The following is a 13,813-nucleotide window of genomic DNA, read 5'->3' on the forward strand; positions in this document are numbered from 1 at the left end:
TTCGCGTGCAGGGTTGTCACCGACGGAGGGCGTCATGGTCCAGCTGGTCCGCAACGATCTCGAATTCATCCTGCAGCAGATCAAGATCTCGGAGGCCCATGCGGCGGGAATCCCGCTGACGGACATCCGGCTCGATGCCAACGGCAACGTGATCGCCGATCCCGCCTGGTACCTGTCCCCGGCGTTCGACCCGAACGCGCCGCGCGCCATTCCCGATCCCAAGACGCCCTTCGGGCTGCGCACGGTGGACGGCACCTACAACAACATCATCGATGGCCGTGAGACGTGGGGCGCGGCGGACCAGCCCATGCCGCGCATGCTCGACCCCAATTTCATCAACGACGCCGACGGCGACCAGATGAATCTCGGACCGGGCGGCACCGTCACCAATACCGATTATGGCGCCGCCGGCAATGTGGCGGACGCGGACCCGAGGCTCATCTCGAACCTCGTGGCCGACATGAGTTTCAACAATCCCGCCGCCATCGTCGCCGCCCTCACCTTCGCCGGCTCCACCACCATCTACGGCGCCGGCGGCGATCTCGAGCAGGTGCGCGACGGCCACGCCGCGCTCATGGCGGTGCTCTCCGACCCCGGCGCCGACCAGGCATCGAAGGACGCCGCGCAGGCGACCTTCGACGCTCTGCTGGCCGCCAAGGGGCTTGAGCACGAGAACGGCTCCCTCGTCATCCCCAACGTGGCGCCCGACGAGGGCCTGTCGGCGCCCTTCAGCAGCTGGATGACCTTCTTCGGCCAGTTCTTCGACCACGGCCTCGACCTGATCTCCAAGGGCGGCAACGGCACCATCTTCGTGCCTCTGGCCGCCGACGACCCCCTCGTCACCCACGGGCCGGACGGGATCGCCGGCTCGGGCGACGAGGTGTCGCCGCAGAACGCCTTCATGGTGCTCACCCGCTCCACCCCGGTCGCGGGGCCGGGGGCGGACGGCGTCATGGGCACCGCCGACGACACCACCCACGAGGCGGTGAACACCACCACGCCCTTCGTGGACCAGAACCAGACCTACACCTCCCACCCCTCCCACCAGGTGTTCCTCCGCGAATACGCCACCGGCCCGGACGGTAAGACCGTGGCCACCGGCCGGCTGCTCAACGGCGCCGATGGCGGCCTGCCCACCTGGGGCGATGTGAAGGCGCAGGCCCGGGAGATGCTCGGCATCGCGCTCACCGACGGCGACGTGGTGAACCTGCCCCTGCTGCGCACCGATGCCTACGGCCGCTTCATTCCCAACGCGGACGGCTACGCGCAGGTCATCGTCGGCCTCGGCACCGACGGCGTTCCCAACACGGCAGACGACGTGGTAGTCTCGGGCACGGCGGATGCGCCGGTGAATACCTTCACGGCGGGCGCCATCCGCACCGGGCACGCCTTCCTCGACGACATCGCCCACGCGGCCAGCCCAATCAACAGCCAGACCGGGGCGCTGAAGAGCGAGGATGCGGACGGTGTCGTCAACGGCGACCTGGACGGCAACGGCGTCATCGACGGGGCCGAGGTGGCGCTCCAATCCGGCGCCTATGACGGCGAACTGCTGAACCTGCACTACATCACCGGCGACGGGCGCGGAAACGAGAATATCGGCCTCACCGCCGTCCACCATGTCTTCCATTCCGAGCACAACCGGCAGGTGGACGCGCAGAAGCTCACCATCCTCAATTCCGGGGACACCGCCTTCATCAATGAATGGCTTGCGGGTGACATCTCCGGGCTGCCGGCGGGCTTCGCCGAAATGACCAAGCTGGAGCAGCTCGACTATGCCAACACATTGAGCTGGGACGGCGAGCGCCTGTTCCAGGCGGCGCGTTTTGCCACCGAGATGCAGTACCAGCATCTGGTGTTCGAAGAATTCGCCAGGAAGATCCAGCCGGCCATCGACCCGTTCGTCTTCAACAGCGTCACCGACATCAATCCCGCCATCTTCGCGGAGTTCGCGCACACGGTCTATCGCTTCGGCCACTCGATGCTCACCGAGAACATCGCGATGGTGGACGGCAACGGACAGGTGACGGAGATGGGCCTCATCGAGGCCTTCCTGAACCCCACCGCCTTCGCCGGGCTCGGCACCGCGGACGAGGCAACCGCCGCCCTCATCCATGGCATGTCCATGCAGCAGGGCAACGAAATCGACGAGTTCGTCACCGGCGCCCTGCGCAACAACCTGCTGGGCCTGCCGCTGGATCTTGCCGCCATCAACATCGCCCGTGGCCGCGACACCGGCGTTCCCACATTGAACGACGCGCGGGCACAGCTCTATGCCGCCACCGGATCGAGCTTCCTCACGCCCTACGAGAACTGGGTCGAGTTCGCGGCGAACCTGAAGAACCCGCTGTCGGTGGTGAACTTCATCGCCGCCTACGGCACCCACGCCAGCATCACCGCCGCCACCACGTCCGAGGACAAGCGCGCGGCGGCGTGGGACCTCGTGTTCGGCGTCGCCGGGGAAACGGCGGCCGAGCGCGCCGAGCGCATCGCCTGGCTCAACGGCCCGGCGGCGGAAACCGGCGTCAACGCCATTGACCTGTGGATCGGCGGCCTCGCGGAGAAGGAGATGCCGTTCGGCGGCATGCTTGGCTCCACCTTCAACGCCGTGTTCGAGGCGCAGCTGGAAAACCTGCAGGACGGCGACCGCTTCTACTACCTCACCCGCACCCAGGGCCTGAACTTCCTCAACGCCCTGGAGCAGAATTCCTTCTCCAAGGTCATCCTGGCCAACACCGATCTTGCCGATCCCGGCCCGGACGGCATCCGCGGCACGCCGGACGACATCGTGGCGCGGCATCTGGGCATCGATGTCTTCGCGCGCTACGACCACTATCTGGAGGTCAACGTCGCCATGCAACTGGAGCCCGACCCCACCGGCAACGACCCGGTGCTGGAGGGCATGGGCCTCGGCAAGGTGCAGCGCGACAATCCGGCCACCCCGGGCCTCGACACCAATTACCTGCGCTTCACCGGCGGCGAGCACGTCAATTTCGGCGGCACCAATGGCGACGACATCATCATCGCCGACTTCGGCGACGATTCCATCTGGGGCGACGCCGGCAACGACCGCATCGAGGCGGGCGCGGGCGTCGATCTCGTCAATGGCGGCGCCGGCGACGACATCATCACCGATTCCGGCGACACCGGCGACTTCCTGAAGGGCGAGGCCGGCGACGACGTGATCGCCAATTCCAACGGCCTCGACATCCTCATGGGCGGCACCGGCAAGGATGCCATCTTCGTCGGCGTGGACGACACCGAAGTGTTCGGCGGCGAGGGCGACGATTTCATCCTCGGCGGCGCCGGCGTCGACTTCCTGCTCGGCAATGAAGGCGACGACTGGATCGAGGCCGGCGCCGGATTCGACACCACGGCGGGCGACAATTCCCAGCTGTTCTTCAACTCGAACATCATCGGCCACGACGTGATGTTCGCCGGCTCCGACGAGCATGACTTCGACGCCGAATCCGGCGACGACATCATGGTCCAGGGCGAGAGCGTCATGCGTAACGAGGGCATGTTCGGCTTCGACTGGGCCTCGTTCCAGGGTGCGAACATCAACGGCTATGCCGACATGCGCATCCAGATCTTCACCACCGAGCAGCAGGACATCCTGCGCAACCGCTTCGACAAGGTGGAAGCCCTTTCCGGCTGGAACAACGACGACACCCTCATCGGCGACGACCGCACCGCGACGCCGCCGGTGCCCGGCGCACCCGTGACCGCGGTCAACGAGGGCGTCTTCTTCAACGACGAGCTGACCCAGGCGGGCGTCAACCGCATCGACGGCCTGCGCCAGTTGCTTGGCCCACTGGTGGCGGCCGCTCCCGTGGGCGCAAGCGCCGCCGAGCTGGAAGCCATCATCGCGTTTACCGGCGGCAACATCCTGCTGGGCGGCGGCGGCTCGGACCTGCTGGAAGGCAATGGCGGCAACGACGTGCTGGACGGCGACGCCTGGCTCAACGTGCGCATCCGCATCACCGCGCCCGGCGCCGCCAACACCGCCGCCGACGAGATTGCCACCATCGACAGCCTTTCCCACGTCTTCCCGACGAACTTCGCCAACGCGGACTGGGCCGGCAAGTCGGTGTTCGAGCTGATGGTGGATCGCAAGATCTCGCCCTCGCAGCTCCATATCGTGCGCGAGGTGCTCACCGACACCACACCCGGTGCCGTGGACACCGCGGTCTTCTGGGACCTCCAGGAGAACTACACCCTGACGCCGAATGCGGACGGCACGGTCACGGTCACCCATGTGACGGTCACGCCCGGGGTCATCGACCCGAGGACCGGCCGCGCCCGCGTCTCCGACGACACCGACCGGCTGAGCAACATGGAGCTGATCCAGTTCGCCGACGGAACGGTGACGGTGGCCGACCTCTTCCCCGATCCCAATAGCCCCGTGGCTGGCGCGCCTGCCATCAGCGACCTCACCCCCACCGAGGGGCAAGCGCTGACGGTGAACGTGGCCGGCATCACCGATGCCAATGGACTGGGGCCGCTCGCCTATCAATGGCAGGTCTCCACCGATGCCGGCGCCACCTGGACCAACATCCCCGCCGGCCAGGGCGGCACCGCGGCGGCGTTCACGCCGGCCCAGGCCCAGGTGGGCGCGCTGCTACGCGTCGCCGTCTCCTTCACCGACGGCGACGGCTACAGCGAGAGCGTCACGTCCGCCCCGACCGGGGTGGTGGGCGACCTGTTCGTTGGCGCGAATGGCACCAACAACACCTTCGCCGGGACCGCCGGTGACGACATCGCCACCGGCGGCAACCCCGGCGGGTTCCTCGGCCTGGTAGGCGGCAACGATACGCTGAACGGCGGCGTGGGCGACGATGTGCTCGACGGCCTTGGCGGCGGCGATACGCTCAACGGTGGCGCCGGGAACGATACGCTGCGCGGCGGCAATGGAACCGACACCGCCGCCTACGCCGGCAGCGCGCGCAACTTCACCTTCGCCCAGTCGGGCGCCGACATCGTGGTCACCGACCTCACCGGGGCGGAGGGCACGGACACGCTGACCGCGATTGAGCAGATGCGCTTCGCCGGCACGGACTACACCGTGGTCACCAGCGCCACCAACACCCTCAACGGCGGCACCGGCATCCTGCAAGGCAACCGGGCCGACATCCTGCTCGGCTTCGCCGGCGCCGACACACTGAACGGCAACGGCGGCAGCGACATTCTGGTGGGCGGCGCCGGCAACGACACCGCCAACGGCGGCGCCGGCACCGACACCATCCTGTGGCGGGTGGGCGACGGACGGGACTTCATGGACGGCGGCGCCGGAACAGACACCGTCCATATCGCCGGCGACAGCACCTCGGAGACGTTCCACATCTGGACCGTGGCGGAGGCCACCGCCGCCGGCATTACCGGGCTCGCCGGGACGACCGAGATCGTCATCACCCGCAACGGCACCAACACAGCCGCCGTCATCGCCGAACTGGACAATGTCGAGGAGATCGTCATCAACGGCCTCGGCGGCGGCGACACCTTTGTGCCGCACGGAAATTTCGGCACCACCTCGCTCTCCACCAGCACCATCACGCTGGAGGGCGGCGCGGGCGACGACACGGTGGACATCCGGGCCCTCACCTCCGCGCACCGGGTGGTGTTCCGCTCCAACGGCGGCAGCGACACCGTCATCGGCACGCCGCGGCCGCAGGACGTGTTCGACGGTTCGTCCATCAGCTTCACGGGCTCCCCCGGCACGTCCGGCGGCGGCAGCACTGGTGGTGCTCCCAATGAAGGAGGCCCCACCGGCGCCTTCGCCCTCACCCCCCCCGACATCGAGGGGTTGAAGAAGCTTATCGCCGGCCTGCTGCCCTTCCCGGGCGATGACGATGCAGAGAACGGGCTGGGACCGCGCACCATCTCCGGCTCCGGCAACAATGTGGACAATCCGGACTACGGCAAGTCCGACACCCTGTTCCTCCGCCTCACGCAGGCCCGCTACGGCGACTTGGACACGGCGACCGGCAACCGCGCCCTCAACCCCATCTTCGAAGGGCTCGACCCGCGCACCATCTCCAACCTCATCGGCTCCCAGGAAGCCGGCCTGCCGACCAATGCCGAGGGCGCCAACATCTTCTTCATGGCGTTCGGCCAGTATTTCGACCATGGCCTCGACTTCATCGCCAAGAACGCGGCCAACGGGAAGATTGCCATCGGCGGGGCCGGCACCGGGGCGCCGGGCTCCGGCAATCCGGCCGACCTCACCCGCGCCGAAGTGGTGGGCTTCGATGCCGACGGCACGCCGCAGCACGTCAACAAGACCACCGCCTTCGTGGACCAGAACCAGGCCTATGGCTCGCATGGGCTCGTCGGCCAGTTCCTGCGGCAGGGCGATGGCGAGGGCGGGCTCTCGTCCTATCTCCTGAAGGGCGCGCCGGACCCCTCCAGCCCGACCTTCGCCCTGCTGCCGACCCTGCGGGAAACGCTCCAGCACCACTGGGACAACAACACCGTCTTCACCGACCCATCCCTGCCCGGCGGCACGTCCTCCTTCCGCGACTTCTTCACGGATTTCGAGGTCTCGCCAGGGGTCACGGCCGATCTTTTCAATCCGGACGGCAGCTTCAACTCCGACGTGGTGGCGAAGCTCGCGAGCGACTTCATGGGCTCGGGCCAGGCGCTGCTGCTGGACACAAACCCGTTCATGAACCTGCTCGACAATTATGTGGCGGGCGACGGGCGGACCAACGAGAATTTCGCACTCACCTCGGTGCACACCATCTGGGCGCGGAACCACAACTTCCATGTGGACCAGTTGAAGGCCGCCGGGTTCGACGGCACCGATCAGGAGCTGTTCGACGCCGCCAAAGTGCTCAACGAGGCGGAATACCAGCGCGTGGTCTTCACCGAGTTCGCCGACAAGCTGCTGGGTGGCATGCGCGGCGACGGCGACCACGGCCATGGCGGCTACAATCCGGACGCCGACCCCGGCATCTCCCACGAGTTCGCCGCGGCCGCCTACCGGTTCGGCCATTCGCTGATCGGCCAGACCCTGACCGTGCTCGACGCCAACGGCCAGCCGAGGCAGGTGGCGCTGTTCGACGCCTTCCTCAACCCCACCGACGACGCGAGCGCCTTCACCACCGATCCCACCGGCTATTACACGCCGCAGCCCGGCTACGAGCAGTTGGGCGTCAACGCCATTATCGGCGGCATCGTCGGCCAGCCGGCGGAGGCGGTGGACTTCAACATCGTCGATGCCGTGCGCAACGACCTGGTGCGGCTCAACGCCGACCTGTTCTCCTTCAACCTTGCCCGCGGCCGCGACGTGGGCCTCGGCACCCTGAACCAGGTCCGCATGGACCTCGCCGCCTCCACCGACCCCTATGTACAGGAGGCGGTGGGCTTTGCCGGCACCATGACGGCCTATGCATCGTGGGAGGATTTCCAGCAGCGCAACGGCCTCTCCGACGCGGTGATCGCCCAGTTCAAGGCCGCCTATCCCGACCTTGTGCTGGACACGCCGGAGGAGATCGCCGCCTTCGTCGCCGTCAATCCGGACATCACGCTCCTCGACGGCGACAACGGGGCGAAGATCGTCAAGGGCATCGACCGGGTGGACCTGTGGGTGGGCGCCCTGGCCGAGACCCATGTGAACGGCGGTATGGTGGGCCAGACTTTCTGGACCATCCTGCACGAGCAGTTCGACCGGCTCCAGGAAGCCGACCGCTTCTACTACAAGGACCGCGTCGAAGCCTTCGACTTCTATGAAGACTTCATCGACGGACAGGAGCTCTCGGACATCATCCTGCGCAATACCGGCCTTCAGGGCCTCGCCGAAAGCGCCTTCGACACCGAAACGCCCGAAGACGCGGACGAGGAGGATGGGACCGGGAACGACGATGAAGACGACGAAGCCGACCCGGGCGACACCGCCGGAAACGATGACGATGACGTCGCCGAGAACGACGACGGGGAGAACGATGACACCCCCACGCCCCCGGCGCCGTCCACGCCGCAGACTCCGGCCGCCGCCATCGCGGCCTTCCTGGAACAGCTCTTCGGCGGGCGCGGCGGCGATGCCCTGGCAGGCCTCATGGAGAAGATCACCGCCTTCCTCGACCGCTTCGGCGACGATCGCGGCCCGCGCCATGCGGACGACGACACGCCGGACACGACGCACGTTGCCGGCACCGGCGGAACCGGCGGAACCGAAGACGCCAGCGACGCGCCATCCGGCGGACGGCTCGACGGAAACGGGCACCACCGCAGCCGGTTCGACCGGAGGGAGGACACCCGCAATGATGACGACGATGGCCTTCCCAGCCTCGCCGCCACCAGTGCGCCGGACGCCTCGGACGCCGGGCAGGGACCGCGCAGCATGCCGGCCCACCATACGCTGGACCAGTCCAACGCCACCGCCGACCTCACGGTTACGCTCGACCAGCGGGGCGATGGCGGCCACGGCCATCACGGCCATCACGGCTGGGGCGGATGGGGCGGCCGGGAGGGCCAGAACGTGGCCACCGGTTCCGGCGACGACACCATCGTCGCGGGCCGCCGCGCCAATGTAATGGACGGTGGCGAGGGCGACGATGTCTTCGTCTTCCGCTCGGCGCGGGCGGCGGATGGCGACACCATCCTGGGCTTCGAGCCCGGCGACCGCATCGACCTCTCCGCCATCGACGCGAACCGCGGCATGACGGGCGACCAGGCATTCACGCTGGTCAACGGCCCGCTCAGCGGACCGGCGCAGGTGGCCGTCACGGTCGAGACCACCGAGGCGGGGGAGGTCACCGTCATCGCGGGTTCGGTGGACAACGATGCCACCGCCGACTTCCGCATCGAGATCGCGGGGCGGCATGAGGTGAAGCCGGAACACCTCGTGCTGTGATCGTTCCGGGCGGGGGCGCCCCAGCCCCCGCCTTTTCCACGCGTTCCCCCAATTCCCCGCGTCCCCTCACCGGGGTTCATCAGGGTGGCCCACCATGGCGACCTCTTCCAACGCATCCGCCAGATCCCGCACGGCCCGAGAGAACGACCTGAAAAAGCTGACGGCCGGCTTCCGCAGCATGGCCGTATTCCTGTTCATCGTCTCCGGCGTCATCAACATCCTGGCGCTCACCGGCTCGTTCTACATGATGCAGGTCTACGACCGCGCCCTCACCTCCGGCAGCATCCCGACCCTCATCGCGCTCTCGGTGCTGGCGCTCGGGCTTTATGTGTTCCAGGGCGCCTTCGACCTCATCCGCTCGCAGGTGCTGGTGCGGGTGGGGGCGCGCTTCGACAGGTCGGTGGCGCCCATCGCCCACAAGGTGGTGGTGGACATGCCGCGCCTCGGCTTCTCCACCACCGAGGCCATCGAGCGCGGCCGCGACGTGGACACGGTGCGCAACTTCCTCGGCAGCACCGGGCCCGGCGCCCTGTTCGACCTGCCGTGGGTGCCCATCTACGTGGCCTTCGTCTACATCCTGCACCCCTGGCTCGGCGCGCTGGTGCTGGGCGGCGCCGTGGTGCTCACCGTTCTGGCGCTGGCGAGCGAACTGGTGTCGCGCCGCCACGCGGTGGCCACGCGAAAGGCGGCGCTGGTGCGCAACACCATCGCCGATTCCAACGCCCGCAACGCCGAGGTGCTCAAGGCCATGGGCTTCGCGAGCGACGCCGTGGAGCGCTTCCGCATCGCCAACATGGAGCACCTCGCCCTGCAGACGCGGTCCAACGACCTCACCGGCGCGTTCGGCGCGGTGTCGCGGGTGCTGCGCATGGTGCTGCAATCGGCAACGCTGGGCCTCGGCGCCTATCTCACCATCCATGGCGACATGTCGGCGGGCGGCATCATCGCCGCGTCGGTCGCCGGCGGCCGGGCGCTGGCGCCGGTGGACCTCGCCATCGGCAACTGGCGCGGCTTCGTAGGCGCGCGGCAGGCCTTCGGGCGCCTCAAGGAGACCATCGTCGCCCTCGGCAGGCTGCCCGAGCGAATGGAGCTGCCCGCCCCATGCGCCTCCCTGAAGGTGGAGAAGATCACGGTGGCCGCGCCGTGCAACGGACAGGTGCTGCTCAGCGAGGTCGCCTTCGAGATCCGGGCCGGGCAAGCGGCCGGCATCATCGGGCCGAGCGCGGGGGGCAAGACCACGCTGGTGCGCGCCCTCACCGGCATCTGGCCATGCCTGCGCGGGGCCGTGCGCCTCGACGATGCGGAGATCGGCCAATGGACCGAGGAAGCCATCGGCCGGCATCTGGGATACCTGCCGCAGAATGTCTGCCTGCTGGACGCCACCGTGGCGCAGAACATCTCGCGCCTCGCCAGCGTCCGCGACGATGCGGCGGTGGTGGAGGCGGCCAAGGCCGCCGGGGTCCACGAGATGATCCTGCGCCTGCCCGAGGGCTACCAGACCCCCCTCGGCTCGGAGGGCGCGGCGCTCTCGGCGGGCCAGCGCCAGCGCATCGGCCTTGCCCGCGCGCTCTATGGCAACCCTTTCCTGGTGGTGCTGGACGAACCCAACGCCAATCTCGATTCCGACGGCGAGACGGCGCTGCGGGACGCCATCACCGCGATCCGCGCGCGCGGCGGCATCTGCGTGGTGGTGGCCCACCGGCCAAGCGCGCTGGCGGCGGTGGATCTCGTCGGACTGGTTCAGAACGGGCGCCTCGCGGCCTTCGGTCCGAAGGAGGAGGTGTTGCGGCTGGAGGCGGTGGACGGCCGGCAGGCCGACAGGCCACGGGCCGCCCCGGCGCAGGACGGCGCCCAGACACCCCTCCAGGCCATCGGAGCGTGAATTCGGGAGCGTGAATTCGGGAACATGAGTTCGGGAGCGTGCCATGATCATCGTGAAAGGAACCCGCGTCGGCGGCGCGCAATGTACACCCGCCGAAATCTACCGGACCCACGACGAGAAGGCGGGCGGGCGCGTCGCCGTCCTGTTCAGCGCCGGCCTCGCCGGGGCGCTCTCCTTTCTCGCCGCCGGAACCACCGGTGCCGAGGCCAAGCCCGAGCCCCCACCCAGCCCGACGCCCGCCAGCGACGAGGCGGAGGCCCCCGCGCCCGAGACCTCCCCCGCATCCGCAGCCACCACGCCGGAAGAGCCGCCGGCGCGCGAGGACGACGAACCTCTCACCCCCCGCCTGCCGGAAACGGCGGCATTCGCCGACGCGCCCATGCAAGTCGACATGCCCAGCCGTCTTGGACGATCCGGCGCGCCCATGCGGGGCCCATCGGACGACCCCGCCCTCCTGCCTGTCCCCCTCCCCGACTCTGCCGGGGCCGACAGCCCTGCGCCTCGGAAAGCCTTGCCCACGGCAAGCGGCGGCGGGGGAGGAGGTGGTGGGGGAGGTGGGGGAGGTGGGGGAGGTGGCGGTGAAGCCCCGGCGAAGTCCGAAGGCGACGAGGAGGGCGACGACGACACCAGCCGCAACCGCCCGCCCCGGGTGGGCGACCCGGTGACCCTGCCCAACATCTCGGTTGCGCAAGCGGCCTTCATTCCCCTTGCCGCGCTGCTGGCCGGCGCCAATGACCCCGACGGGCAGGCTCTGCACGTCCAGACGCCCGTCGTCTCCGCCGGCATGCTGGTTCCGGCCACGGGCGGCTGGATCTATCTCCCGCCGCCGAGCGCCACCGAGCGCGTCACCCTCAGCTATGTGGTGTCGGACGGCATGGCAGGCGTGCCGCAGCATGCCGTGTTCGAGATCGACCCGGAGGGCATCGAGGCGAGCCGCCTTGATCTTCCGTCGACCACCTTCGCCGCCCTGCCCGCCACAGGCCGCGAGGAGCCGGACGAACCTGATGAGGTCTCGGGCGACCACGCCCTCGCCGACCCGGCCCTCGCCGGGCTTGCGGCGGTGGTGGCCCGCGCAAATCATCCCGACTCGGGAAGCGCAGGTGCCGCCAGCACCGATGAGTCAGCCAGCGGGACACCTGCTGCGGACGCGGTCTCGTCCGGGACCGTCCTTGCGGGGGCCACGCCTGCCGCCGAGACCGCCGCAGTCGCCAGCGGGGGCGACGTGACGGCACCCGCGAACGAGCCGGCGGGCGGCACCACCACCGCCATCGAGACGGCGCCGGCGACGCCCATGGAGGTCGCGACCGCCCCGGCCATGACCGACCAGCCGGTCCCGGACGCGACCCTGATGGCCGCCTCAACGCAGGCCGACGCCGCACCAACCGACAGCGCAGGCGCGGACACCACAGCCGAAAGCGCCCTCGCCCCAGCCGAGGCGGACAGCTTCGTGTTCGCGGCGGCGCCCGCGGACACGCCCCAGCAATCGGTCAGCCAGATCGTCGACCTTGAGGTGGGCGACAGGCTCCAGGTCCAGGATTCTCCTGTTTCGGACACGCCCTCGACCCCGACCGAAGACCCCGACCAGCTGTTCGCCGATGCCTATGGCACCGGCAGCGACACCCGCCCCTATGCGTTCCAGGCGGAGGCGACGCCGCTCCCCACCGCAGCCACGGCCGAGGCCCTCCCCACGCCGGACGACACCGACGCCATGGTGCCGCTCCCCGCCCCCGACGCGTTGGCCCTGGCCTGACGGAGAACCATCATGAGCAAGGAAACGGATCTGTCCCGTGACGAGCCCATCTTCCAGCTCCGCAGCCATGTGGTGGCCGGCCTTCTCCTGGCGGTCATCCTGTTCGCCGGCTGCGGCGGGTGGGCCGCCTACGCCCGGCTCAACGGCGCCGTGATCGCGCAAGGCACGGTGACGGTGGACCAGAACCTGAAGGAGGTGCAGCACCGCGACGGCGGCATCGTCGCCGAAATCGCCGTGAAGCAGGGCGACCTGGTGCAGGCGGGGCAAATGCTGCTGCGGCTCGACGACACCGCCTCGCGGGCGGAATTGTCCATCGTGCGGGTCCAGCTCATCGAGCTGCTGGCGCGGCGCGCCCGCCTCATCGCCGAGCGCGACGGGCTGGAGCGTATCGAATTCCCCGGCCAGATCCACACCCTCTCGCCCGACGTGGCGCTGGTGACCCGCGACGAGGCCCGCCTGTTCGAGGGCAACCGCTTCACCCGCAGGAGCCAGGCCGAACAGCTGGAACTCGCCATCGCCCAGACCGGCGAGGAAATCCGCGGGCTTGATGCCCGCCGCTCCGCCAAGATCGAGGAAACCGATCTGCTCGTCCTTGAGCGCGAAAAGGTGCTCTACCTGTTCAACAAGGGCCTGACCGACGGCAGCCGCGTCCACGCCCTCAACCGGGAATGGGCGCGGATCAACGGCGAGAAGGGCGAGATCGAGGCCTCCATGGCCCGCGCCAACGTGCGGATCACCGATGCCCGGTTACAGATCATCGCCCTCGACCAGAATGCCCGCACCGAGGCCCAGCGCGAGCTACGGACGCTCGAGTCCCGCATCTCCGAGCTGAATGACCGGCGCATGGTGATCGAGGACCGGCTTTCGCGCACCGAGCTGCGGGCGCCGCTGACCGGCCGGGTGAACGAGCTGAGCGTGTACACCATCGGCGGCGTCGTCACACCTGCCGCGAAGGTGGTGACACTGGTGCCCGCCGACGCCCGGCTGCGGGTGGAGGCGAAGGTGGCCCCCACGGACATCGACCAGGTGGAGCGCGGCCAGCCTGCCCGGCTGCGCTTCTCGGCCTTCAACCAGAACACCACGCCCGAATTGCGCGGGCGGGTGGCGCAGGTCTCGCCAGCCACTATCCGCGACCCGGTGGTGGGAACCGTCTCCTATATCGTGGAGATCGCCATCGAAGACAACCTGTCGAAGCTGGGCGACCGCGAGTTGGTGCCGGGCATGCCGGTGGAGGTGTTCATCTCCGGCGTGGAGCGCACCGCCCTCGCCTATCTGGCGAAGCCGCTGGCGGACCATTTCAACCGGGCGTTCCGCGAACAGTGAGGAC

4 protein-coding genes are annotated in these 13,813 nt (G+C 68.9%); all 4 read left to right on the forward strand.

What is annotated here, in order from left to right; genetic code table 11:
* Positions 1 to 34: 34 nt before the first annotated feature.
* The 4 genes from FBQ73_RS03345 (at position 35) to FBQ73_RS03360 (ending at position 13,809) form a co-directional block, all read left to right on the forward strand.
* Positions 35 to 8,854 (forward strand): peroxidase family protein, encoded by an 8,820-nt coding sequence (locus FBQ73_RS03345; protein WP_138398110.1) that lies wholly within the window; start codon positions 35 to 37, stop codon positions 8,852 to 8,854.
* 94 nt (positions 8,855 to 8,948) lie between these two features.
* Complete coding sequence (locus FBQ73_RS03350; protein ID WP_138398111.1) at positions 8,949 to 10,736, forward strand: type I secretion system permease/ATPase; 1,788 nt, start codon at positions 8,949 to 8,951, stop codon at positions 10,734 to 10,736.
* Positions 10,737 to 10,779: 43 nt separating this feature from the next.
* Positions 10,780 to 12,486, forward strand: a complete 1,707-nt coding sequence (locus FBQ73_RS03355; RefSeq protein ID WP_138398112.1) for a cadherin-like domain-containing protein — start codon at positions 10,780 to 10,782, stop codon at positions 12,484 to 12,486.
* Between the two features lie 12 nt (positions 12,487 to 12,498).
* On the forward strand, positions 12,499 to 13,809 hold the full coding sequence (locus tag FBQ73_RS03360; protein ID WP_138398113.1) for an HlyD family type I secretion periplasmic adaptor subunit: 1,311 nt from the start codon (positions 12,499 to 12,501) through the stop codon (positions 13,807 to 13,809).
* The last annotated feature ends 4 nt before the right edge of the window (positions 13,810 to 13,813 follow it).

The sequence above is a fragment of the Xanthobacter autotrophicus genome (genome assembly GCF_005871085.1).
GTDB classification, from domain to species: Bacteria; Pseudomonadota; Alphaproteobacteria; order Rhizobiales; family Xanthobacteraceae; genus Xanthobacter; species Xanthobacter autotrophicus.

Bases quoted from the DNA above. Each gene is read 5' to 3' on its own strand.
- FBQ73_RS03345 (WP_138398110.1), top strand. From the start codon at position 35: ATGGTCCAGCTGGTCCGCAACGATCTCGAATTCATCCTGCAGCAGATC.
- FBQ73_RS03350 (WP_138398111.1), top strand. From the start codon at position 8,949: ATGGCGACCTCTTCCAACGCATCCGCCAGATCCCGCACGGCCCGAGAG.
- FBQ73_RS03355 (WP_138398112.1), top strand. From the start codon at position 10,780: ATGATCATCGTGAAAGGAACCCGCGTCGGCGGCGCGCAATGTACACCC.
- FBQ73_RS03360 (WP_138398113.1), top strand. From the start codon at position 12,499: ATGAGCAAGGAAACGGATCTGTCCCGTGACGAGCCCATCTTCCAGCTC.